The following is a 22,147-nucleotide window of genomic DNA, read 5'->3' as shown; positions in this document are numbered from 1 at the left end:
TCTATTAGGAGGGAAGGGGCTTGCCCCTTCCCTCCTCGTTTTTTGTAAGCATCCGAGCAACCCCGTGTTATCAGTCTAAACTTTAGCCTTCCACAGCCCCGGCAGTAACTCCTCGATGCGGTTGATGGGATGGCCCCCGATTCGCAGTAAGACGTCGTGTAGCCACTCCCGCTCATTGACGCCCGCCTCGCGGCAACTCCCGAAGAAGGAGTACAGCATGGCCGCCCGCCGAGCCCCCTGGCGCGAGCCGGCGAACAGATAGTTTTTACGGCCCAGGGCCAGGGGGCGGATCTTGTTCTCGATTAGGTTGTTATCGATCTCGATACGGCCGTCGTCCAGGTAAGCCCCGAGCCGTGGTAGGTGATTATAGGCATAGTTCAGTGCCTTACCGATGCCCCCTTTGCTCAAGCTAGTCCGCCGCTGCTCGTTCACCCACTCCAGCAGGGCCGTATACGCCGGACGGGCGTAGCGCTGGCGTAGCCACCGACGGCGTTCGGGGGCTAGCTCGTAGCGGCGGCAGATATCCTCGATGCGGTAGAGATACTGGATGGCACGCAGGGCCATTTCGGCCAGCCCGGGGTGGTTAGAGCGAGCGTCGAAGAACTTACGCCGGATATGGGCCAGACAGCTGACCAGCACTACCCCGGGGTGGGCCTTCATGAAGCTGGTATAGGCGGAGTAGCCGTCACTCTGTAAGATGCCCCCGAAGGAGTCTAGCGTCTCGTGCAAGATATTGGCTCCCCGTCCCGGGCGGTAGGCAAAGAGTACCCCACCGGCCACCGGGTTTCTAAACACCCACATATAGCCCAGGTGTACCTTACGCAACTTGGGTGGATAGCGGTGACTCTTGTTCTTAGTCGGCTCCGCGCCCCGCTCTAGGACGGTGATGCGTGACTCGTCGCCCTGCAGGTAGTCGGTGTCGAGCACCTGCTTTGCAAGCGCCGCGTAAAGGGGTTCGAGCAGCGTACAGGTTGCGGCGAACCAGTCGCCCAGGGTGGAGGAGGGGATGTCCCAGTCGTAGTCCCGCCGCAGCATCGCGCGCTGACGGTACAGCGGCAGGTGGTCGATGAACTTTGCGATGACGAGCTGGGTCAGTAGCCCCGCCCCGGCAATGGCTTTGGGGAGCACCTGATCCGGAGCCGCAGCCTGGATCACGGCGCTTGCTTCGGCATCCTCCGGTCCCTCTCCGTGCTGTCCTGCCTCATACTGATCCGCTTTGGCTGCGGGGCGGCGGCGCCGCCGTACATAGCGGGGCCGCACGTACTCGATCACCTCTAGCTTGCCCGGGGTGTAGTCGACCTTACGGGTAACGTCCTGGCCGATCTCGATCAGGTCGCTGGTGTCCTGTCCGGGGGGCTCGACGCGTATCTGGCGCACGGGCAGATGCTCGGGCAGCGGCGTACGACCGGGGTGAGTCTTTTTTCTGGCCTTGCGTCGTTGGTAGCTAATCTTTTCCTTGAGCGGCTCGCCCTCCCGCTTCTCGGTCTTTTCTTGTTGCCACAACGCCATCTGCTCAGGGGCAGTGGTGATGGCCGCCGCCGGTACGAAGCGCTCGGATTTGGCTCCAAAGACCAGTCGCTTAAGCTGGTCCAGCTCGTGGCGCAGAGCGTTATAGCGCCCCTGCAGTTCTTCGTATTCCGCCCGGGAAACGGTGGCTTCCATATGTGACAAAAATACGAAACGCGCCCCGTAAATCAGGCCGTCCGGCTATATCTTTTGCGCCGTTTGACGGATTTAATTTCGATACCCTCCAGCAGTAGCTGGATGTCGGTCCAGCTCATCTCCAGACGGTCACCCTCCCCGGCCGGCAGCTCGAAGGTGCCACGCTCTAGCACCTTGTACCAGACCACAAAGCCGGTGCGGTCCCAGACCAGCAACTTGATGCGATCGCGCCGGCGGTTCAGAAAGAGGAACACATCGCCGCTCAGCAGTTCGTGGTCCAGGTACTGGCGCACCAGACCACTAAGCCCATTAAAGCCTTTACGCATATCGGTGACACCGCGGTACAAAAAGTAGCGTTGCCGGCTCGAGAAGCTAAGCATCGGCGCATAGCCCTTTGCCGTTCATCAGTTCACGACTTAGCCGTACAAGGTCGGCCAGCGGCCAGTCAGTCAGCTCCAGGCGAGCGCCACCCGACAGGTGTAGCGTGGCCACGGGCTCGCGCTTCGTCCCCGCCGCCGCAGAGGTGGTAGTTACCAGACGAGTGAAGCCCTCCGGTGCAGACCCGGTCTTGTTCCGCCTGGCGTACTTGGCTCGCCAGGCATAGAAGGTGCCGGTGTTGATACCTTTGGACTGACAGAATTGAACGATGGACTGGCCGCTGCCAGCTTGTTCGGCCAGCACTTGCTTAATCTGTTCGGGTGTTCTACGGCGCATCTAATTGGTTTGGCTCGCCGCAAAGTTCAAGCCACTCATCCAAGGCTACAAGATGGGGTTGCTCGGACGCTTACCGTTTTTTGGAGGATAGACTAGCTGAAACAGAAATTTTTCGCACCTTGCCTTACTGATTCTAGAATAGCCAGATTCACGCATCCCTGCTTCTAGATGGTGATCTTGGGAGGTAGTGTAGTGTACCCCAAAATTCGAACAGGTAAGTAAGGTCCACTAACTTGCTTGTATGTCTAAACGAAGAACACATTCGGCCAGCTTCAAGAAGAAAGTTGCCCTGGAGGCCATCCGGGAAGAACTGACCATGGCCGAGCTGTCGCGAAAACATCAACTGCACGCTTCACAGATCAAGACCTGGAAGCGGGTACTGACGCATGAATCCGACGAGCTTTTTGGGTCCAAACGCAAGGGTAATCGCGGGGCAGCTTCGAGCCTCGGCCTGGAAGATAAACAGCGTGATGAGCTACTGCGCATCATCGGTAAGCTACAGGTGGAGAACGAGTTTCTAAAAAAAACGCTCTCCTGATGCCCCATTCACAAAGAGTAGCCGCCCTGGATAGCGGGGCGCATCTCAGCGTAGTGCGCCAGAGCCATCTTCTGGGTGTATCTCGGTCTCGGCACTACTACCACCCGGCAGCAGAAAGCGAGCTAAATCTGCGACTGCTGCGGCTGATGGATGAACACTACCTGGACTACCCCGACAAAGGTCCGCGACGAATGCTGCGGTGGCTCCGGCGAGAACACCAACTGGAGATCAACCTTAAACGCATCAACCGCCTCTACTACAAGGTATTAGGACTGCAGTCGTTGCTTCCAGGGCCGCATACTTCTCGTCCCGCACCCGGGCACAAGGTGTACCCCTACCTACTGCGTGGGCTATCCATCGAGCGGCCCAACCAGGTCTGGCAGACGGACATCTCCTACATTCCGATGAAACGGGGTTACCTCTATCTGACGGCCTGGATCGATGTATATTCTCGCTTCGTGCTGGACTGGTCGCTGTCGAATACGATGACCGCCGAGTGGTGTAGCCAAGTCTACCAACGGGCCGTAGACCGCTGGGGCTATCCCGAGATTGTTAACACCGACCAGGGTGCTCAGTACACCTCTGAGGCTTTTACGCAGGCCGTGCTGGGTTCTACCAATGAGGCTACTCAACTCAGCATGGACGGCCGCGGACGGGCTACTGACAATGCCTTCATCGAACGCCTCTGGCGAACGGTCAAGTACGAGTACATTTACCTGCATGAATTTGTCGATGGCCTTGCGCTCAAACAAGGACTGCGGGTATTCTTCGACTACTATAACTACGCCCGAGATCACTCCTCGCTGAGCCCTGGGCTACCTCACCAACATTATCCCACCGGACCTAAAACTCTGTCATAATCTGTCGAAGAATGGGGTACACATCAGTAGATCCCTACTTGGCTAGTGTAAGGCTGACATTGTTGCGCAAGAAAAGCATGTCATCATCATTAGATGGCGGCAACAATTGTTCTTTTGAAGTTCTAATTATTAGATCCACATCAGCCTTCTTCGTACGATCCTCATACACATCGTACCACCGGTTCAAAGAACCCGTCACGGTATACGATAAGGCAGTATTAAAAGCGGCTCGCTCCCCGGTTACGATCAAGTTATAGCGAGTGGTCCCTAGACTATCCATGATTGCTGCGATCCGTTCCGCCTGCGCTAATGCCTCCACATCGCGCCGATCCGTAGTCCCTAACATAGAGAGCGCCACATAGGTAGTTGTCACTATTCCCACGCTAGCAATACTTGTAAGAGCACGACGAGTGGCGAGGCTACTATAAAGAAACTGGACTACCTGTTTCAGCCGTGGCAGGAGCAGTAAGCTCAGGCCGATAAATAAATAGGGTAGTGAAGGAATCTGATAGTAAGCAGCTTGCTTTATGGATACTACGATCGGCAGGATAGCCGTAGCACCCACTAATACGAACATGTAGCCGAGCTGATGCCAATGGGCGGAATCGCGGGTGCGACGTACACGGAGCAAAAGCAAGCAAAGCAGGATGGCCGGAATATTTGTATTGATCAAGCTCCAGAGGATGGCAAGGCGGGAGGCAGCCACGTTTTCTATTCGCTCCCCCAAGAGGGCAGATAGCACCTGTTGATCCAGATAGTGTCGGGTAAACTCAAAGGCTGCTGGCTCTAGTAGAAACAATGCACCAAAACACATTCCCATCGAAAGCAGCGGTAGCAGGATAGCCCCTGTATATCTCCGACGTTCTACCAGCAACGCATGGAGCAATGGTAAGCCCAGCAGAAATAGCCCTACGGGGCCCTTGCAGAGAAACGCGAAAAAGGCACCTACCCCAGCAAGTAAGGTAGCAACTACCGGTCTGCGAGGATACCACCGTAGGTACAGGAAGGTGAAGACCAACAGCACTAATGTCATTCCACACTCCAGCATCGCGTTGGGGTACCGCAACTGCACCTCTTGGCTTAGTGCAAAAAGTAGCAGAGGAAAAAAGAAATGCGATCGGTTTGACTTGCCAGCTGCTGACACCCAGATCCGGTACATAAAGAACACAGTCAGGCCGAATACCGTAGCGTTGTAGATGTCCTCCGTATGGCGGTGATTACCGAATAGGTGAAAAAATAATGATTCCAGATAGGGTAAGAGTGGAGGATGATCGTAGAATACCGGCCCGCCTGTATCCACTAAAGGTGCCCAGAAGCTACCGACACCTTGGTAGATGTTCTTAGCAAGATTAGTGTACACTAGCCCGTCAATGAACATCCCGTCGCGTAGGATGGGTCCCACAATTAGTGCAAGAATAATTGATACCGGTAACGCGTAGAGCGATACAAAAACCTGGCGCTGTGTGTTATTCATCTTCGGGAACGTAGCGTCTGTGAACGATGAATTTTGTTGCTACAGTATCGTAAGGTTCGAAGTATTGTAGTAGGGAATCCCGTAGCGGAGTATCGCTGATAGGGTCGTCAACTTCACCGTATATATAGTGAATGGCTTGATTCTCAATAATTTGCTGAACTACTTCTCGCTGATTGACTCCTAGCACATTAGTGTGGTGCGGATAAAATAGTAGCGAAGGATGCACATAGGCCACCGGCACGGGCTGGCTAAGCAGGTGGTACACCATCTGGTAGCCGAGTCCGAACACCTGCTCCCCCGGAAGTAGGTTCCCCTTAAAGTACTCCGCAACCTCCCGCGGCCGGTCTTCCTTCCCCCAGTAGTACACTCCATGCCCAATTCCCACCGCCACCGCCACTACCCACAGTCCCACCAGCACCCCCCGCCGCTGCCACACCGCCCGCCACACCACCCCCGCCGTAGCTCCCACCCACAGGGCCACCACCGGGTGCAGCTGGATCTGGTAGTGCCCAAAGCGCTTGCCGGTCAGTAGGATGACCGTGGTGACGAATACCGCCTGTAGGGCTAGGTAGTATAGCCACTCTCGCTCTCCCGACCGGACGCTCAAAGGTCCGAAGTCGCTGCGCTCCAACGGACGCTTCGAGGTCCTGCTTTTCAGCACCCGCGCCCCCGCCAAACCGCACAGAATGAACGGACTGTACCGCAGCAGATAGTCCCCCATATACTTCAGCCGCAAATACCACGGTAGCTCGATGGGGTAGGCCGCGCTGACCTCTACGCTGTAAAACCACAGGGCCGGCAGTAGATCGAGCCACCAGTAATAGGCCACCACGGCCGCCAGGGGAAGGCCCCAGGTTGCCACCAGCTGCAGCCCACGGCCCAGCATACGCGGCACGTCACGCCGGTAATGCCATACCAGATACAGCCCTACGGCCCCCGCTTCGGCCGCCGCGAAGGGCTTGATGATGAAGGCCAGTCCCAGCAGAAGCCCCGCCCAACCCCAACGCTTGCGGGGGGCGGCCACACTGATCGCAACGGCCCAGATCGTGAGGGCATTGAAGTAGTGCTCGGTATTGGGCGACATGCCGTAGTCGGTAAACACACTGTTCATCCACACGTAGAGCACCCCGGCTACGTAGCCCGCCGTGCGGTGGCCGGTGGCACGCAGATTAGCCACGTACAGGCCCCAGGAGCCTAGGGCAATCACCGCCGCTGTGGCCAGGCGGAGCAGGGGGATGCTGCCGCCGGTCACCGTATTGAGCAGGGCATACACCCAAAAGATGCCGATGGGCTTGGTGTCGACCACGTCCCGCAGGTATACCTTACCGCGCAGTAGCTCGTCGGCGATAACGATGTAGGTGCTCTCGTCGTGGTCGATGACGGAGATGAAAAAACTACCCCAACGTAGGGCGACCGCCAGAAGAAGGAAGAACCAGAAGGGTGGAATGCGGGAACGGCGGGAGAGCATGCTAGCGGTAAAGGTAGCAGCCATACGCCTCCGACTGCCCCCGCAGCGGCGGCATGCCCCGGTACCCCAGCCCGAAGGTCAACTCCACCTTCCCCGTCGGCACAGTATCCGGGATTGTCAGCAGACCCCGATAAAGGAGAGTGGTATCATTGCGGGGTAGGGTAGTAGTGGTCGCAAGCGGACCTAGTTTCCAGTAGTCCTTCTCCCCCCGCTCGTCCCAGGCAATCGCAAAAAGATCTAGGGGCAGCTCGCTATCCAGATCAATGGGATAGGGAGCGTAGGCCCGCACCGTCAGTGCCACGGAATCCCCCGCCGCAAGCTCCGCCGGCAGCTCCAACTCCGGCAGCAGCTCCACCCGCCAGGCGACCTGGAAGTCCTCCACCCGCTCCAGCCGCATCGTTCCCTTCTGCGGATGAAACTCCCGGGCCGCCGGATTCTTCCAGTTACCCTGTCCCAGTAGCCATACCGTCCGCCCCTGAAAGACCGAGTCCCGTTCCCACAGCCCGTACTGATTGTTACGGTAGGCCACGTCGGTAAAGGTCCAGGCCGGCCGGCCGCAGTAGAATTCGTAGAGGGAGGCCAGGCGGTAGCTGTTCTCTACAATTACCGGCTCGTCGCCCGCGATTTCGTGCAGCCGCTCCACCCAGGGCGCGTGATCGAAGGGCTTTGCGAAGGGCAGCCACTCCCGGGGTGCCATGAGTAGCAGCCGGGCCAGTAGCAGAATACCTCCCGTAATCCAACAGAGCCGTAGGAGGGTCCCGCGGCCGGTCGGGTGGCGCAGCAGTTCATGATAGGTCAGGTACACTAGCGGCACGCTCAGCAGGGCCGTCCAGTGCGCCTCGGTGCTTCCCTTACTCGTCATAAACAGGAAAAACACGATCAGCCCCACGATCAGCCACCGACAACTGCGTACAAATCCATCCGTCGCACTACTCCGCCAAAATGCCCGCCCGTAGTAGTACAGCAGAAACGGACTGAAGACCAACAATTGATTCAGCAGGTACTGGGTAGTGTACTTCAGCTGGTAGACGTCATCGCGCCCCCCCAGGTGGTAGCGAAACGACGGCCAGTCGTGCGCGTACTGCCAGTACAGGTGCGGCACGTACAGCAGCGCGCCCAGCACCACGGCCCCCCAGGCAGCCGGCCGCCGCAGCAAGTACCACAGGTGGGGCAGCACGGTAAAGGCGATCAGTAGCACCCCGTGGTACTTTGTGTACAGTAAGCCCGCCATCGTCAGTCCCCACAGCAGCCCGCTACCCCAACTCGGCGCCCGCAGGAAACTCCGCAACCCCAGCAAATATAGCACCGTAAAGAGCAGCAGCGGCCCGTCCGGCGTAGCAATAAAGCCGTACACGTGCAGGAAGGGTTGAGCGAACACCAGCGAGGCGGCTAGCAGCAAGCGTCTTCCCCGGGGCCGGTCCAGCAGGTAGTACAGGGCCGTCACCGTAGCGGCACTCACCAGCACTGTCCCCAGTCGTAGCCCCAGCGCACCCGGTAGCCAGTCCCGTCCCAGGGCCACCGTCAGGGCCACCGCCGGCGGGTGATCGAAGTAGCCCCAGGCCAGGTCGCCGGCGTACATCCAGTAGTAAGTCTCGTCGGGGTCCAGCGGGGTCAGTCCGGCCTGCAGCAGGTTCAGCAGCGTCCAGCCTAGGAGCAGGTAGGCGGGGCGCAGGTAGACAGGGAGGCGGGGCCGCAGGTGCAAGGTGGGTGGAGGGGGGTTAAGGAGTTAAGGAGTAAAGGTAGGGGCGAAGTAGTAGTAGCCTACGCCTAGTCCGGCAGCCAGCACCAGGAGCAAAGAGAAGCCGTGTTTAGCGTCATGGGTTGGCACCCCGGTAGCGGTGTACGACTCGGTAAACTGGAGCGCGACCAGCGGATGCAGTAAGACGAGCGGTTCCGGTCGGCCACCGCCAAATAGTAGGATCAGCCAGGTGAGCCACCAGCTTTGGGTACTCAGCACGGTCACAAAATCAGTACGGCCGGAGGCCAGGATGTTGCGAAAAAAGCCTGTCATGCCAAAGAGTAGCAACGGCACGAAATACAGCGCGTACCAACCCAGCCAACCGAGTTGTTGGCCCCACCGCCCGAAGTGGAGTTCCCCCAGGGGGTGCCAGGATAGATCCATCACGAGCCATGTTGCCAGGGCCATGCCCACCGGGGGAAGCAAGACTCCAGCGGTGACAGCAGTGACCGCTACCCCGCCCCAGTCGGCTTTACGGGTCTGCGTCGACCGGCGGAAGTAGTACCTCCTAGTGTAGCCCAGTGCTCCAAGCAGCCCCACTAGTACGAAGGGATGCAGTAGGCTACCTATTCCCAGCAACAAACCGGCCGCCGCCCAGTGCCGCCTGGTCAGTGCGAGCGATTCTCGCTTGTAGGTCACCCCGTACTCCCGCGGCGCCACGGCCACTAGCCAGGCCGCGATTACAAAGCCATTCGCCAGTAGCTCAGTCGTTGCGTCCCGCCCGAACACCGCAACGGCGCTACAGCAAAAGCAGTACACGATGCCCGCCACCCAGGGCGTGTACCGGCTCCCCGAGGCTCGCCAGGTACACAAGCCCAACAGCCAGCCTCCCAGTGCTACGGCCACCGCGGCGACCACGTCGGACACATCCAGGATGCTGCTCCACCGCAGGGCGAAGGTGAGTAGGGCGAGGTACGGCAGCGGCAGCCACCAACGGTAAGGCGGCCGGGGTGGGGGGAGCAGGGGGCGGGGGGAAAGGTCCCAGGGCATTGCACTAAGTTTACGCCATGTATAAGCGCCTAGTCATCAAAGTAGGTACCAATGTACTCACCCGCCCCGACGGCCGGCTCGACATCACCAGCATCAGCGGGCTGGTCGATCAGATCGCCGGGCTTAAACGGGCCGGGGTAGAGTTGGTCCTGGTGTCTTCGGGAGCCGTGGGGGCGGGCCGCGAGCTCCTTCCTGGCCGGCCCGACGATGGGGCTGTCGCCCAGCGGCAGGTGTACTCCGCCATCGGACAGGTGCGCCTCATGGAACTCTACCGCCAGCTCTTCGCCGGCCACGGACTACTCTGCGCCCAGGTATTGGCCACGAAGGGCGACTTTCGCGACGATCTCCACTACGATAATATGCTTAACTGCTTCGGGGCCCTGCTGCGCGATGAGATTGTGCCCGTTGTGAATGAGAATGACGTGGTGGCGGTCACCGAGCTGATGTTTACCGACAACGACGAGCTGGCCGGGCTGGTCGCTCGTATGCTACAGGCCGAAGCCCTGGTGATTCTCAGCAGCGTGGAGGGACTCTACGATGGCCCACCGGAGGATGCTGACAGTGCGCTCATCACCCAAGTCACCGCCGGCGATACTGCGATGGAGGCCTTCGTGCAGTCGCGCAAGACCAGTGGTGGCCGCGGCGGCATGGCGACCAAACTGCGCATTGCCACGGAAACCGCCCTGGAGGGTATCCCCGTACTGATCGGCAACGGCCGCCGGCCGGGTATTTTGGCTACGGTGCTAACGGGTGGCTGGCCGGGTACCACGGTGATGCAATAGACCACCGAAGTTCGCTGTTATGTGGAGTGCGCACAAGCACTCCGTGCTTGCTTGCGCTGATTATGAACCACAGATTGACACAGATTATAAGTCGCTATGCGACTTACCGCTGATCCGTCAGCAACCGTAGGTTGCAAAATCTGTGTACATCCGTGTAATCTGTGGTTCAAAATAGCGGCGTAGCCGCCCAGTGACGACCGTTAGCTCACTACCGTATATGCGACACATTCTCTTCTGTGGTCTAGCACTACTCCTCGCCCTCGCCACTGGCTGCGACCCCGACCGCGACTTCCTCACCGGTGAGGCCGTCAACCTCCGCTTCGAGCTCGATACCCTGAGCTTCGATACCGTTTTCACTCAGCGGGGTAGCGCAGTCCAGCTCTTTTTAGTATACAATGATGCTACGGACCCCATCATGATCGATCGGGTAGCCGTAGCCGGCCGTACAGGGGTGACCTTTAACTTCAATATAGATGGTACCGAGGGTCCCGAGGCCCGTGACGTGGTCATCTGGGGTAAGGATAGCATCTTCGTCTTCGTGACGGCGGAAGTGGACCCCACCGCCCCGGAAAACATCAGCCCCTTTATCGCCGAGGACGAACTGATCTTCGAGACGGGCAACTTCCAGGAGTCCGTGGTACTGCAGGCCTTCGGGCAGAATGCCCTTTACCTTAATGGTTTCAACCGCGGCACCTTCTTCCAGCCCATCTGCCGCGATGGGATGTTTACCCTGCCGGTGGACCTGCCCACGGTTATCTACGGCTCTATGGTTATCGACAGTTGTGTGGTGCAGGTGCTGGCGGGCTCGCGGCTGTATTTCCACGGGGGCATCCAAAAAAATACCGAGCTGCTGGCTGGTTCGGGTATCTTCGAGGACGGCTTCATCTATACCCTACCAAACGGGAGTCTACAGTTGCTGGGAACAGCTGAGGACCCAGTCATTCTCTCCACCGACCGGCTAGAAGAACCTTACCGCGAAAGTCAGGGGGCTTACCGTGGACTCATCTTCGGCCCGCTCAGCAAAAACAACCGTATCGAGTATGCAGAGCTCAACAATGCCATTGCCGGGATCACTGTCGATAGCCTGGCGGAGGTAAGTATCGACAACACTGTGATCGCCTTCACCTCGGGGCCGGCCCTAAGTACCTACCAATCCGACGTTACGGTGCGCAATAGTTTACTGCACTCCTCGTCCGGTAATTCGGTACAAGTAGTTAAGGGCGGGAGCCTTACCCTGGAGCACACTACCGTGGCGAGCTATTCCGGTAGCGATAACGTGGCGCTGTTTCTGCTTAATGATATTCCCCAGTGTGAGGATAACTGTGATCCCACTCCCCTAACCGTACGGATACGCAATAGCATTCTATCCGGCTTTGATGGGAGTGAACTGGCCTTTGGGGACGTGACCGGCGGTAGTGATCCCCGCTTTTTTGATGTACGTATCGAAAACTCGGTGGTACGTACTGATGAAAACTTCCTTAACGCTGGTCTTGGGGGCTATCCCGATTTCTACACCACCATCTGCCGCGACTGCTACAACCTCCAGTTCGACGATCCACTTTTCGTCTCCGTGCGCCAGGACAGCTTCCAGCTCGATAGCCTCAGCGTAGCCCGCGACCTGAGCGTGTTCCTGCCGGAGCTGCCCACCGATCTGGTCGACTACCCCCGCGACACCGATACCCCCGACGCCGGTGCCCTCGAGTACCAGCCGGAGGGATAGTCGGGGGCAAACCAATATTCCTGCCACGGCGTTACAGCACGAACCCCCACCCTGCCCCCATGGTCATTGACAACATGCTCTTCAACGTCGGCCGCTACGTCTCCCTACTCCGGTCGGCCGTGGCACGCCCGGAGAAGTTCTCGATGTACTACAAGGAGACGATGCGGCAGATGGACGCTATCGGCGTGGGCTCGGTGTTCATCGTCCTGCTCATCTCCATCTTTATCGGCATGGTAACGGCGGTACAGTTTGCCGATCAGCTCGGCGATAGCTTCGTGCCGAGCTACTACATCGGCTACATCGTGCGCGACATCACCATCATCGAAATGGCCCCCACGATCACCTGTCTGGTACTAGCTGGTAAGGTAGGGTCCAACCTCGCGGCCGAAATCGGTGGGATGCGACAAAAAGAACACATCGACGCTATGGAGATTATGGGCGTCAATACGGCCGCCTACTTGATCATGCCGAAAATTATTGCTGCGGTGGTGGTCATCCCGATGCTGGTGGCCATCTCGGCCTTTGTAAGTATCGTGGGTGGCTACCTCTCTACGGTGGTGCCGGGCTCGCTCTCGCACACGGAGTACGTCCTGGGCCTACGCTCCTTTTTCGTACCCCGCTACGTATTCATGATGTTCGTCAAGGCGGCGGTGTTTGCCTTCCTACTGACTTCCGTAAGCTGCTACATGGGTTACTACGTCAAGGGCGGCAGCATCGAGCTCGGTGAGGCCAGTACCAGCGCGGTAGTGGTGAGTAACGTACTGATCCTGGTCTTCGACTTTCTTATCGCCCTTCTTCTTACCTAAGCCACTCCCCGCTCATGATCCGTACGGAAGACATCAAGAAATCATTCGGGGAAAATGACGTGCTGAAGGGCATCAGCACCGAGTTTTACGCCGGTAAACCTAACCTTATCATAGGCAGCTCCGGCGCCGGCAAAACGGTACTCCTCAAACTGCTCATTGGGCTCTTCAAGCCGACCAGCGGCAAGGTGTACTACGACGACACCGACCTCTTTAGCCTCGACGACGAGGCGCTGCGCGAGGTGCGCATGAAGGTCGGTATGCTCTTCCAGGGCAACGCGCTGTTCGACTCTATGAGCGTAGGCGAGAACATCCGCTTTCCGATGGACATGTTCACCAATAAGAGTCTCGGCGAAAAAGAAAAACGCGTCGACGAGGTACTCGAAATGGTGAATATGGAGGGCATCAACGACCGCTTTCCTTCCGAGGTCTCCGGCGGCATGCAAAAGCGCGTCGGCATCGCCCGGGCCATGGTCCTGGAGCCCAAGTACCTCTTCTGCGACGAGCCCAACTCCGGCCTCGATCCTAAAACCTCCATCCTCATCGACGAGCTCATCTGCGACCTTACCAACCGCAATAACATCACCACCGTCATCAATACCCACGACATGAACTCCGTGATGGGTATCGGTGACAACATCGTGCTGCTCAAGGACGGTAATTTAGTCTGGCAGGGCAATAAAACCGAGGTACTCGAGAGCGAAGAGCAGGTGCTACAGGAGTTCATCTTCGCCAGCCCCTTCCTGCGGCGCCTCCGCGAGGATGCGTTGAAGCAGCGGCATGCGCACGACGAGTAGAATGCTGCCTCCGGCAGCGCCAGCAAAATGCGGCCTCTGGCCGCGCTGGATTGAGCGCCCCGAAAATTATTCTGGCAAAGCTCCAACGGAGCACCAGCCGATGGTCGTCTGTCTAAAAAACCGTCTATGCGACTACCACAACTATTCCTCTTCGCAGCGCTCTCCGGTTTACTAGGATGTACGAAGCAGGACGTCTCGTCAGATCAAAGTTGTCTTGCCATCGGAGATCAACTCTTCTTGAATCTAGGTGCCCCCCTCTTGGTATCAGACATCAAATCTAATTGGTGTCCCTTTAATGCTAACTGTGCTTGGCAGCCCTTGGTGGAGCTAACGCTAACGGCAGACGGCGATACTATTAGACTCTCGTTCGATCAGTATGGTGACGGGCCTTTGCCTACCGGCGTTGACCCCATGAATTATCCGCCTCAAGAGGTGTTGTATCAAGATCACTACATCAAACTAGTGGACTTCCACGTCACCGAATCCGTTACGCAGTCCACTTTCGGAGTTCCCGGAGACTCGCTCTGCGTGGACCTCCGGGTAACTGAGCTGCCTCTACCCTAATCTTATTGGGGTTTACGATTTCCCCGCACCCGCGTCCCCGCCCAATTCCCGTACCTTTCGCGTAACCAACCCCACGCGAACCATGCGCCTGCTCCTCGTCCTCCTAGCCGCCTTCGTCCTTACCCGCTGCGCTGAGGTGGCCGCCTCCTCCGCCCAGGAAGACACGCCCACCGAGCGCCCCGACTACGCCCTGGTCATCCACGGTGGAGCCGGCACCATCCTGCCGGAAAACATGACCGACGAGCGCGCCGCCGCCATCCGCGCCGCCATGAATGAGGCCATGGATGCCGGGGAGAAAATCCTGCGCGAAGGAGGTAGTAGCGCCGATGCCGTGGAGGCCACCATCTGGGTACTCGAGGACAGCCCCTACTTTAACGCCGGCCGCGGCGCCGTTTTCACCAATGCCGGCATCAACGAGATGGACGCCAGCTTCATGACCGGCCAGGATCAGAATGCCGGAGCCGTCGGCGGTCTGACCACCATCAAGCACCCCATCAGCGCCGCCCGGGCGGTCATGGAACGCTCCGAGCACGTGCTGCTTTCCGGTAAGGGAGCCAACGACTTCGCCACAGAGCAGGGCCTGGAAGCGGTAGACCCTAAGTACTTCTTCACCCAGGAGCGCTACGACGCCCTGGAGCGCGCCCGCGCCGGCGAAAAGGTGGAGCAGGAAAAGATCGACGTCGACAAAAAGCACGGCACCGTAGGCTGCGTTGCCCTCGATAAGTCCGGTAACCTCGCTGCCGGCACCAGCACGGGCGGCATGACCAACAAACGCTATAACCGCCTGGGCGACAGTCCGTTGATCGGTGCCGGCACCTACGCCGATAACGCTACCTGCGGTGTGAGCTGCACGGGCTGGGGGGAGTACTTCATCCGCTACGCCGTGGCCTACGACGTGCACGCGCGCATGGCCTACGGCGGAGCGAGCCTACAGGAGGCCGCCGACGCCGTCATCCACCAGACGCTCACGGAGAAGGGCGGCACGGGCGGCCTCATCGCTATGGACGCCGAGGGAAACGTGGCTATGCCCTTTAATACGCCGGGGATGTACCGGGGGTATCTGAAGGCTGGGGGGGAGCGGGAGATTGAGTTTTACGAGTAGGGTGCCTGGTCGTGATAACCGTCCGACGCTTTAAAGCGTCGGACGGTTGGTTGACTACACCCGCACCACCATCTCCTCCAGCGGCAACCTTACCTTCTTATGATATTGTGTAGCATCCTCCGGCGAGCGGTAGCCTACGGGGCAGATGACGGTGGCGGTAAGTCCGCGCTCGGTCAGCCCCAAGATTTGATCGTACTTAGCCGGCTCAAAGCCTTCCATGGGGCAGCTATCGATGCGCAGCTCGGCGGCGGCGGCTAGTAGGGTGCCCAGTCCGGTATAAGCCTGCCGCTTGTTCCAGTTGTCGATGAAGTCGGGTGACTTGTCCTTCAGCGAGCCCTTGATGTACTCGCCGAAGCCCTGCACCTTCTCTACCGGTAGGTCCCGTGTATCGGCCATGCGCTGCATGTAGTCATCGACGTAGTCGGGTGACACCTCCGTCATGGCCGCAAATACGAAAACGTGCGAGCTCTCCGTCAGCTGGGCCTGGTCGTAGCTGGCAGCACGTAGTTCTTTTTTTACTTCATCGTCACCGACCACCACGAGCCGGTAGTGCTGTAGCCCGAAGGAGGAGGCACTCAGGTTGACGGCCTGCGTTAGTTGGCGGAGGTCGTCTTCGCTCACCTTTTTAGTGGGGTCAAAGCGTTTAGTGGCGTAGCGCCAGCGGAGGGCGTTGAGGAGTTCCATTTGTTTTCGTTGTAGCTACATCAATTAACGAGGGATTGAATAGTTGTGATTCTCCCAAAGCCGACTTACTTTTGTATCCGCTTCTACGGCACCCCCCGCCCAGGTGGTGAAATTGGTAGACACGCCAGCTTGAGGGGCTGGTGTCCATTGCGGACGTGCAGGTTCGACTCCTGTCCTGGGCACGAAACGGCTTTCTCGCATGCGGGGAGGCCGTTTTTCTGTTCCCGCCCGCCCTCGCTACCTTTAGCCCATGATCCCAGCCGCACTGATCCGGGCCCGCCACGCCGGCCGTAAGCTCCTGGCCGTCCTGGTCGACCCCGACAAGGTCAACCGGCATAAGCTCGAGCAGCTCGGACAGTATGGCAACGCCGGCTGTATCGACTACTTCCTCTGGGGCGGTAGCCTGGTCAATGAGCCGCAGTCCTCCTACTACCTGCACCTGCTCAAATCCCATACAGAGGTGCCCGTGCTGCTTTTCCCCGGCTCGGTGTATCAACTCGACGAGCAGGCCGATGCGCTACTACTGCTCTCCCTCATTTCCGGCCGCAATCCGGAGCTTCTCATCGGTCACCACGTTACGGTCGCCGGGCGCATCAAGCAAATGGGACTGACCACCATTCCCACAGGCTATATCCTGGTCGATGGGGGAAAGCCGACCTCAGTGTCTTACATGAGCGGCACCACGCCGATCCCCGCCGATAAGCCGGCCATCGCCGCAGCAACCGCCCTGGCTGGTGAGCAGCTGGGCCTACAGCTCATCTACCTCGATGCTGGAAGTGGCGCACTCAATCCGGTCGATCCACGCATGATCCGGGCCGTGCGGGCGGAGGTCGATCTGCCGCTGATCGTGGGTGGGGGTATACGGAGCGTGGAGCAGGCGCAGCAGGCGCTACGGGCGGGAGCGGATCTGCTTGTAGTGGGCAATGGGCTGGAGCGGGATGCGGGTTGGTTGCCGGAGCTGGCGGGGGTGGTGCACGGGGCTGGGGTGCGGGTGGGGTAGGTACTACACCCCCGACGTAATCGCGATCATCCGATCCTCCACCTCCCGCACCAAATCCACATACTGCTGCGTGCGCTTCGTATCGCGGTTGCGGCGCAGCGGCAGGCCCACGTGCACGTGCTCGGTAAAGCGGCTCGGGGCCGGCTTCATCATGTAGATATCGTCGGCCAGGTAGACGGCCTCGGAGATGTCGTGGGTCACGAAGATGACCGTGGGGTGGATGCGGTGCCAGATGTCCATGAGCAGGTCCTGCATCTGCAGGCGGGTATCGATGTCGAGGGCACCGAAGGGCTCATCCATCAAGAGTACATCGGGATTGGCGATGAGGCTCCGTGCGATAGCTACTCGCTGCAGCTGCCCCCCGGAAAGGGTAGGATACTGGGCGAATTTCTCTTCGTGCCCCCGCAGCCCCACCAGCTCGATCAGCTCGGCGGCGCGGGCCAGGCGTTCCTTCTTTTGTACCCCCTGGTACTCCAGCGGTAGGGCCACATTTTCGAGCACGGTACGCCACGGCAAACTGCTATACTGCTGGAAGACCATCCCCACCCGCGGCGCCTCCTCGATCGGTTTTCCTTTCACTAGTACGGTCCCCTCACTCGGCCGTTGCAGCCCGGCGATGTAGCGTAGCACCGTACTCTTACCCGCCCCCGAGGCCCCCAGGATCACCACGAACTGCCCCTGCGCCGGCTTATCCTCCACCAGAAAATCCAGCCCATCGATGATGTAGCTCTTGCCGTCGTCGTAGCTCTGGCGAATGCCGCGTAGCTCGATGATGTTGTCTAGGGGAGTGTCGGCGAAGGTGGGCATGCGGGTGGTGAGTTAGAGAGTTATTGAGTTGTTGCGGGGCCGTCGTCGGAGACGTGCCAGAGGACCTCGAAGGGTCTCACTCAGGAGCCGCGGCCGCAGGTGCAGCAGTCCCAGACCGCAGCTTCACCTCCCCGTACACGATTAGCAGCGCCGCCGCCGCGCAGATCAGGGCCACGATTAGCCCAAGCACTGCTGACTGGCCAAAGAATAAGCCAATCAGTAAGTACACCATCACCGTACCCAGGATGACCTGGAAACCAGTCTTGACCTCACTCAATCCCGCCCGCCGCATCTTCAGATCCTTGTAGGGGAACAGGCGCAGGTTCATGTAGGCGAAGAGCTGATCCTGTAGGTAGCCGATCACGACGATGAAGATGAGCACGGCGTAGGCCCCGGCGATGTTGCCCTGGCGGGCGAGGATGTAGAGCATGGAGCCCAGTCCATCGTCGCGGTTGATACTCTCGGCGATGATGATGTAGGTCCAGCTGATGGCGGTCAGTACGCGGATGTCATCGATGAGCTTGCTGAGTACGCTGGGCAGGTAGACCGACTTGATGAGCTGCCAGTCGCTGGCCCCCAGGGTGAAGGCCGTTTTGAGGTACACGTCCTCCGTTTCCCACAGCCGCTGCATCACCACCGGCAGCAGGTACACCAGGATACCGAAGGCCAGAAAGCTCACCTTCAGCGCCTCGGACTCGGAGCTGTCGAAGGCGATCAGGAACAGCGGCGTCAGGGCGGTTAGTGGTACGTACCTGAGCGTGTCGATCTGCCGGCTGAACATGGCCTTCGCCAGCGGACTCACCGCGATGGGAATGCCAATCAGCAGACTGAAGAACACCGCCCAGAAGTAGCCCTGTAGGTTCCGCCAGATGGAAATACCGGCGTTGGCAAAGAGTCCCTTATTGATGGAGCGCGGCGGCGGATTCACCAGCTCCCCGAAGCTCGCAAACACCCGCCCGGGCGGCGGTATTAGCGGGTATACCTTCTTGAACTCCGTAGCATTGGCGTAGGCGATACTATCGGCACGGATGATGCTATCGCGGCGGGCCAGGTCGGTGCTATCGGTAGTGAGTCCCGAAGGTAGCCGGGTCTCGAAGCTCCCTACGGGTTGCTGGATCGCCAGTTGCTCGGCCAGGAACCACCAGGCCAGGAGAAAGACGACCAGGCCGGCTACGGCGAGGAGGCTTTTCTGGAGGGTGGTGTAGCGGTAGGGAGCGTCTAGTAAGGACATGCAGCGGTGAATGTGAGCGAAAGGTAAGAAGGGACAGGGGATGGGGGGACGCACCGCACCTGCGGCCCCGCCCATTTGTTGTACTCCTATGAATGCACTCAATCTCCCCGTCCCCCAGGGTAAGCCCCGCATTGTAGTGATCGGCGGCGGTTTTGGGGGGCTGAACTTTGTCGATACGCTAGATACGCGACACTACCAAGTCGTGCTGCTCGACCAGTACAACTACCACACCTTCGCCCCGCTGCTGTACCAGGTGGCCACGGCCGGACTGGACGCGCCCGATATTTGTGGGGCGCTGCGCAAGTCATTTCGGCACAAAAAGGGCTTTCACTTCCGGATGCTGCGGGTGCAGGGCATCAACGACCAGGCACAGCTGGTGCACACCAAGGCCGGGCCCATCCACTATGACCATCTGGTGCTGGCTACGGGTACGCGGGCCAACTTTTTTGGCAACGACAATTTAGAACGGCATACCCTACCATTGAAGACCGTGCCCGACGCGCGCCGGCTGCGCAACCACCTCTTTCAGACCCTGGAGCGGGTGGATATGACCGATGACCCAGCTGAGAAGCAGAGCCTGATGACCTTCCTGATTGTCGGCGGCGGACCGAGTGGCGTGGAGCTGGCCGGAGCCCTGAGCGAGCTGCGCCGGCACGTGCTGCAGCGCGACTACCCGGATACAGATACGATGCAACTGCGCTTTATCTTAGTTGACGGGGGGGAGGAACTGCTGGCTCAGTTTTCTGATAAATCCAGCGCCGATGCCCGCCGCAATCTGGAGGAAATGCGTATCGAGCTCTGGTTCGGCAAGCTACTCGCTGATTACGACGGGCGAGTAGCTACCTTCAAGGATGGGAGTACGTTGGAAACCCATACTGTGATCTGGGGTGCGGGTGTGACCGGTTCCATCATCGGGGGGCTGCGGGAGGGGAGCGCCCAGAAGGGCCACTACAACATCGACGATCGCATGCGGGTGCAGGGCTACGAAAACGTGTACGCCATCGGCGACGTGACCTACCTGACCAGTGATAAGTGGCTCAAGGGGCACCCCGGCGTTGCGCAGGTGGCGATCCAGATGGGGCAGCGGCTTGCCAAAAACTTCAACGCCATCGCTAGGGGCAAGCCGACCGAGGGCTTCGTGTACTTCGACAAGGGCAACCTGGCCATCATCGGTCGCAACCGCGCCGTGGCCGATCTGCCGAAGAACATCCATCTCAATGGCTTCCCGGCCTGGTTCATCTGGGCCTTCGTGCACATCTTTTACCTCGTGGGCTGGCGCAACCGGCTCTTTACCTTCCTGAGCTGGGTGGGCAACTACATCACTTATAACCGGGCGGTGCGGCTGGTGATCGAGCCCACGCTGGAGGAGGAGTTGGCCGGTGCCCACGCGGCCGATGCGCAGGCCGCCACGGTCTAGCGCCGCTCCACAAAGAACTCCGACCCCCGCCGCCACTTCGGCCAGACCTCGCCGTTGGCCAACTCCAGGCCTACCCGGAGGAGTAGGTCGCCGTCCTGTACCGCCCCGGCCAGCGGCCAATCCCCCGACCGGTACTCATCCGCCGGTTGGTGGTAGCGCCGGGCCACGAACTCATCCTTCTGCTGCTTAGCGTACTCCTTGCCCAGGGTCTGGTGCTCGTAGCCGCCCTTAGCGTACAGCACCGGCACCCCGCGCTTGGCAAAGTTGAAATGGTCGGAGCGGTAGAAGTAGCCCTTTTCCGGTTCCTGTCCGCCCTGGGTATAGCGGCCCTGCTCCCGGGCAATACGGCTGGCCAGCTCGTCCATCTCACTGTGGCCCATGCCGGTGATGGTCAGGTCGGCAGCCGGCCCGCTGGGATTGATCCCGTCGAGGTTGATGTTCGCCACCGTCTGCTCGAGGGGGTATACGGGATTCGCCACGTAGTAGGCACTGCCCCAGAGTCCCTGCTCCTCCGCCGTCACGAAGAGAAAAACCACCGAGCGGGCCGGCGGCTCCGGTAGCTCAGTGTAGGCCTCGGCGATGGCCAGCAGCTGCGCCGTGCCGCTGGCGTTGTCGAGCGCCCCGTTGTAGATGCTGTCACCAGCCACGACCGGGCCCACGCCGATGTGGTCCCAGTGAGCGGTGTAGATCACGTTCTCGTCGGGCCGCGCGGCGCCGGGTAGGCGAGCCACGATGTTGTAGCTTTTGTCGAAGCGCAGGTCGTTGCGCACGCTGGTAGTCAGCTCCGTATTCAGCGGGATAGCTGCAAAGTCCGGCTGGGTAGCCGCCTCGAACCACCGCACGTCCTGCACCCCCGACTTCGTAAACAGCTCCCGTGCCGCATCCAATGTGATCCAGCCGGCCACGTCCAGCTTCGGCACCCCGTCATCCGGCAGACTCAGCCGACTGCCCGACCAGCTACTCTGCACCACGAACCAGGGGTAGCCCGCCGCGCCCGTCTCGTGGATCACCAAGCAGCCCGCCGCCCCCTGCCGCGCCGCCTCCTCGTACTTGTAGGTGTAGCGCCCGTAGTAGGTCATCTCCTTACCCTTGAACAGCGTCGAATCCTCCAGGTAGTAGCCCGGATCGTTGACCATCACCACCACGGTCTTGCCCCGCACGTCCAGGTCTTTGTAGTCGTCCCAGCCGTACTCCGGGGCCACCACGCCGAAGCCCGCAAAGATCAGGTCCGAGCCCTCCACTCCGGTCAATTCCTCCCCTCGCTCGCTGAAGGTGACGTAGTCCTTACTGAAGGTCCAGTTCACCTCGCCGCCGGGCATAGCGAGCGTGATTGATTCGTCCGGGTGGCCCGTGATCTCCACCATCGGTACCTCCTGCCGGTAGCTGTTCCCGTTACCTGGTTCGAGGCCGAGCGCCTTGAGTTCGTTCTCCAGGTAGTCAAGCGTCAGTGCCTCTCCGGGACTGAAGGGCAGCCGCCCCCCGTACTTATCCCCCGCCAGCTCCGCGATGTGCCGGTCGATCGTGGTGGAATCTACGGGCGGGGTCGCAGGTGCGGCGTTGGTGGAACGGGCGGTATCTGTGGATTGGCAGCCGAGTGCTAGTAGACAAAGGAGGGCTAGTAGGGTGGGGGAGTGGGTCATTGTAAAGGTGGTCTGGATTGACCCGCAATATATCGTGATCTACTCGGGCCAGAGGCCACTCGACCTTGGTGCGTGGCCCCTCCATGCCTCCCACAGCACCGCTAGGTGCCAGCCTCCGTTTACCTTTTAGTAGTACTAGCACCTACTCAGTGTTAC

The 22,147-nt window shown here is 59.6% G+C and carries 20 protein-coding genes and 1 tRNA gene; 10 read left to right on the top strand and 11 right to left on the bottom strand.

Annotated features, from left to right (window positions below; translation table 11 throughout):
• Nucleotides 1-75: 75 nt before the first annotated feature.
• From tnpC to tnpA, 3 genes are read right to left on the bottom strand one after another with little or no spacing between them, the layout of a single operon-like run.
• Complete coding sequence (tnpC, locus tag ACOOHD_RS11055; RefSeq protein WP_420457936.1) at nucleotides 76-1,662, bottom strand: IS66 family transposase; 1,587 nt, start codon at nucleotides 1,660-1,662, stop codon at nucleotides 76-78.
• Nucleotides 1,663-1,694: 32 nt separating this feature from the next.
• Nucleotides 1,695-2,042 carry an IS66 family insertion sequence element accessory protein TnpB gene (tnpB, locus tag ACOOHD_RS11050; RefSeq protein ID WP_420457935.1) on the bottom strand — a complete coding sequence of 116 codons (348 nt, stop codon included), beginning with the start codon at nucleotides 2,040-2,042 and terminating at the stop codon, nucleotides 1,695-1,697.
• Nucleotides 2,035-2,376 (bottom strand): IS66 family insertion sequence element accessory protein TnpA, encoded by a 342-nt coding sequence (gene tnpA, locus ACOOHD_RS11045; protein ID WP_420457934.1) that lies wholly within the window; start codon nucleotides 2,374-2,376, stop codon nucleotides 2,035-2,037. Before tnpA ends, tnpB begins: the two co-directional genes overlap by 8 nt.
• Before the next feature lie 241 nt (nucleotides 2,377-2,617).
• Between tnpA and ACOOHD_RS11040 the strand changes: the two genes are divergently transcribed.
• Complete coding sequence (locus ACOOHD_RS11040; RefSeq protein ID WP_420457933.1) at nucleotides 2,618-2,914, top strand: transposase; 297 nt, start codon at nucleotides 2,618-2,620, stop codon at nucleotides 2,912-2,914.
• The gene (locus ACOOHD_RS11035; protein ID WP_420457932.1) at nucleotides 2,914-3,774 is read left to right on the top strand and encodes an IS3 family transposase; all 861 of its coding nucleotides are present in this window, start codon (nucleotides 2,914-2,916) and stop codon (nucleotides 3,772-3,774) included. Before ACOOHD_RS11040 ends, ACOOHD_RS11035 begins: the two co-directional genes overlap by 1 nt.
• A 34-nt stretch (nucleotides 3,775-3,808) precedes the next feature.
• Here ACOOHD_RS11035 and ACOOHD_RS11030 read toward each other — a convergent pair whose 3' ends face one another.
• The 4 genes from ACOOHD_RS11030 to ACOOHD_RS11015 are packed head-to-tail and all read right to left on the bottom strand — an operon-like array spanning nucleotide 3,809 to nucleotide 9,444.
• Nucleotides 3,809-5,248 carry a hypothetical protein gene (locus ACOOHD_RS11030; protein ID WP_420457931.1) on the bottom strand — a complete coding sequence of 480 codons (1,440 nt, stop codon included), beginning with the start codon at nucleotides 5,246-5,248 and terminating at the stop codon, nucleotides 3,809-3,811.
• Nucleotides 5,241-6,716 carry an ArnT family glycosyltransferase gene (locus ACOOHD_RS11025; protein WP_420457930.1) on the bottom strand — a complete coding sequence of 492 codons (1,476 nt, stop codon included), beginning with the start codon at nucleotides 6,714-6,716 and terminating at the stop codon, nucleotides 5,241-5,243. The genes ACOOHD_RS11030 and ACOOHD_RS11025 overlap by 8 nt, the downstream gene beginning before the upstream one ends.
• A 1-nt stretch (nucleotide 6,717) precedes the next feature.
• A complete protein-coding gene (locus tag ACOOHD_RS11020) occupies nucleotides 6,718-8,418 on the bottom strand; it encodes an ArnT family glycosyltransferase (RefSeq protein ID WP_420457929.1) in 1,701 nt (566 codons plus the stop codon).
• Nucleotides 8,419-8,442: 24 nt separating this feature from the next.
• Nucleotides 8,443-9,444, bottom strand: coding sequence for a hypothetical protein (locus ACOOHD_RS11015; protein ID WP_420457928.1), 1,002 nt, complete (start codon nucleotides 9,442-9,444; stop codon nucleotides 8,443-8,445).
• A 17-nt stretch (nucleotides 9,445-9,461) separates the two neighbouring features.
• Here ACOOHD_RS11015 and proB point away from each other — a divergent pair, with 17 nt between their 5' ends.
• From proB to ACOOHD_RS10990, 5 genes are all read left to right on the top strand, one after another.
• Nucleotides 9,462-10,226, top strand: coding sequence for a glutamate 5-kinase (gene proB / locus ACOOHD_RS11010; RefSeq protein ID WP_420457927.1), 765 nt, complete (start codon nucleotides 9,462-9,464; stop codon nucleotides 10,224-10,226).
• Nucleotides 10,227-10,443: 217 nt separating this feature from the next.
• The gene (locus ACOOHD_RS11005) at nucleotides 10,444-11,946 is read left to right on the top strand and encodes a hypothetical protein (RefSeq protein WP_420457926.1); all 1,503 of its coding nucleotides are present in this window, start codon (nucleotides 10,444-10,446) and stop codon (nucleotides 11,944-11,946) included.
• Between the two features lie 59 nt (nucleotides 11,947-12,005).
• A complete protein-coding gene (locus ACOOHD_RS11000; RefSeq protein WP_420457925.1) occupies nucleotides 12,006-12,752 on the top strand; it encodes an MlaE family ABC transporter permease in 747 nt (248 codons plus the stop codon).
• Between the two features lie 14 nt (nucleotides 12,753-12,766).
• Nucleotides 12,767-13,546 (top strand): ABC transporter ATP-binding protein, encoded by a 780-nt coding sequence (locus ACOOHD_RS10995; protein ID WP_420457924.1) that lies wholly within the window; start codon nucleotides 12,767-12,769, stop codon nucleotides 13,544-13,546.
• Between the two features lie 646 nt (nucleotides 13,547-14,192).
• Nucleotides 14,193-15,212 carry an isoaspartyl peptidase/L-asparaginase family protein gene (locus ACOOHD_RS10990; protein ID WP_420457923.1) on the top strand — a complete coding sequence of 340 codons (1,020 nt, stop codon included), beginning with the start codon at nucleotides 14,193-14,195 and terminating at the stop codon, nucleotides 15,210-15,212.
• A gap of 54 nt (nucleotides 15,213-15,266) precedes the next feature.
• On the opposite strand, the gene ACOOHD_RS10985 is transcribed toward ACOOHD_RS10990, so the two are convergent.
• A complete protein-coding gene (locus ACOOHD_RS10985; RefSeq protein ID WP_420457922.1) occupies nucleotides 15,267-15,896 on the bottom strand; it encodes an NAD(P)H-dependent oxidoreductase in 630 nt (209 codons plus the stop codon).
• A 97-nt stretch (nucleotides 15,897-15,993) separates the two neighbouring features.
• Between ACOOHD_RS10985 and ACOOHD_RS10980 the strand changes: the two genes are divergently transcribed.
• Both ACOOHD_RS10980 and ACOOHD_RS10975 read left to right on the top strand, forming a co-directional pair.
• Nucleotides 15,994-16,078, top strand: a tRNA-Leu gene (locus tag ACOOHD_RS10980).
• Nucleotides 16,079-16,146: 68 nt separating this feature from the next.
• A complete protein-coding gene (locus ACOOHD_RS10975) occupies nucleotides 16,147-16,896 on the top strand; it encodes a geranylgeranylglyceryl/heptaprenylglyceryl phosphate synthase (protein WP_420457921.1) in 750 nt (249 codons plus the stop codon).
• Between the two features lie 3 nt (nucleotides 16,897-16,899).
• Here ACOOHD_RS10975 and ACOOHD_RS10970 read toward each other — a convergent pair whose 3' ends face one another.
• On the bottom strand, nucleotides 16,900-17,703 hold the full coding sequence (locus ACOOHD_RS10970; RefSeq protein WP_420457920.1) for an ABC transporter ATP-binding protein: 804 nt from the start codon (nucleotides 17,701-17,703) through the stop codon (nucleotides 16,900-16,902).
• Between the two features lie 76 nt (nucleotides 17,704-17,779).
• The gene (locus ACOOHD_RS10965; protein ID WP_420457919.1) at nucleotides 17,780-18,934 is read right to left on the bottom strand and encodes an ABC transporter permease; all 1,155 of its coding nucleotides are present in this window, start codon (nucleotides 18,932-18,934) and stop codon (nucleotides 17,780-17,782) included.
• Between the two features lie 88 nt (nucleotides 18,935-19,022).
• Between ACOOHD_RS10965 and ACOOHD_RS10960 the strand changes: the two genes are divergently transcribed.
• Nucleotides 19,023-20,351, top strand: a complete 1,329-nt coding sequence (locus ACOOHD_RS10960) for an NAD(P)/FAD-dependent oxidoreductase (protein WP_420457918.1) — start codon at nucleotides 19,023-19,025, stop codon at nucleotides 20,349-20,351.
• Here the strand turns inward: ACOOHD_RS10960 and ACOOHD_RS10955 are convergent.
• Nucleotides 20,348-21,991 carry a M28 family peptidase gene (locus ACOOHD_RS10955; RefSeq protein ID WP_420457917.1) on the bottom strand — a complete coding sequence of 548 codons (1,644 nt, stop codon included), beginning with the start codon at nucleotides 21,989-21,991 and terminating at the stop codon, nucleotides 20,348-20,350. The genes ACOOHD_RS10960 and ACOOHD_RS10955 overlap by 4 nt on opposite strands.
• Nucleotides 21,992-22,147: the final 156 nt, after the last annotated feature.

It is taken from the genome of Neolewinella sp. (assembly GCF_965214665.1).
Classification (GTDB): domain Bacteria; phylum Bacteroidota; class Bacteroidia; order Chitinophagales; family Saprospiraceae; genus Neolewinella.
The sequence above is the reverse complement of the archived record's forward strand: the minus strand, read 5'-3'. Positions and strand labels throughout refer to the sequence as shown.

Excerpts from the sequence above, each read along its gene's own strand:
- proB (WP_420457927.1), top strand. The coding sequence starts at position 9,462 with ATGTATAAGCGCCTAGTCATCAAAGTAGGTACCAATGTACTCACCCGC.
- tnpC (WP_420457936.1), bottom strand. The coding sequence starts at position 1,662 with ATGGAAGCCACCGTTTCCCGGGCGGAATACGAAGAACTGCAGGGGCGC.
- tnpB (WP_420457935.1), bottom strand. The coding sequence starts at position 2,042 with ATGCTTAGCTTCTCGAGCCGGCAACGCTACTTTTTGTACCGCGGTGTC.
- ACOOHD_RS10995 (WP_420457924.1), top strand. The coding sequence starts at position 12,767 with ATGATCCGTACGGAAGACATCAAGAAATCATTCGGGGAAAATGACGTG.
- ACOOHD_RS10990 (WP_420457923.1), top strand. The coding sequence starts at position 14,193 with ATGCGCCTGCTCCTCGTCCTCCTAGCCGCCTTCGTCCTTACCCGCTGC.
- ACOOHD_RS10965 (WP_420457919.1), bottom strand. The coding sequence starts at position 18,934 with ATGTCCTTACTAGACGCTCCCTACCGCTACACCACCCTCCAGAAAAGC.
- ACOOHD_RS10955 (WP_420457917.1), bottom strand. The coding sequence starts at position 21,991 with ATGACCCACTCCCCCACCCTACTAGCCCTCCTTTGTCTACTAGCACTC.
- ACOOHD_RS11005 (WP_420457926.1), top strand. The coding sequence starts at position 10,444 with ATGCGACACATTCTCTTCTGTGGTCTAGCACTACTCCTCGCCCTCGCC.
- ACOOHD_RS10985 (WP_420457922.1), bottom strand. The coding sequence starts at position 15,896 with ATGGAACTCCTCAACGCCCTCCGCTGGCGCTACGCCACTAAACGCTTT.
- ACOOHD_RS11030 (WP_420457931.1), bottom strand. The coding sequence starts at position 5,248 with ATGAATAACACACAGCGCCAGGTTTTTGTATCGCTCTACGCGTTACCG.
- tnpA (WP_420457934.1), bottom strand. The coding sequence starts at position 2,376 with ATGCGCCGTAGAACACCCGAACAGATTAAGCAAGTGCTGGCCGAACAA.
- ACOOHD_RS11040 (WP_420457933.1), top strand. The coding sequence starts at position 2,618 with ATGTCTAAACGAAGAACACATTCGGCCAGCTTCAAGAAGAAAGTTGCC.
- ACOOHD_RS10960 (WP_420457918.1), top strand. The coding sequence starts at position 19,023 with ATGAATGCACTCAATCTCCCCGTCCCCCAGGGTAAGCCCCGCATTGTA.
- ACOOHD_RS11035 (WP_420457932.1), top strand. The coding sequence starts at position 2,914 with ATGCCCCATTCACAAAGAGTAGCCGCCCTGGATAGCGGGGCGCATCTC.
- ACOOHD_RS11000 (WP_420457925.1), top strand. The coding sequence starts at position 12,006 with ATGGTCATTGACAACATGCTCTTCAACGTCGGCCGCTACGTCTCCCTA.
- ACOOHD_RS11025 (WP_420457930.1), bottom strand. The coding sequence starts at position 6,716 with ATGCTCTCCCGCCGTTCCCGCATTCCACCCTTCTGGTTCTTCCTTCTT.
- ACOOHD_RS10975 (WP_420457921.1), top strand. The coding sequence starts at position 16,147 with ATGATCCCAGCCGCACTGATCCGGGCCCGCCACGCCGGCCGTAAGCTC.
- ACOOHD_RS10970 (WP_420457920.1), bottom strand. The coding sequence starts at position 17,703 with ATGCCCACCTTCGCCGACACTCCCCTAGACAACATCATCGAGCTACGC.
- ACOOHD_RS11015 (WP_420457928.1), bottom strand. The coding sequence starts at position 9,444 with ATGCCCTGGGACCTTTCCCCCCGCCCCCTGCTCCCCCCACCCCGGCCG.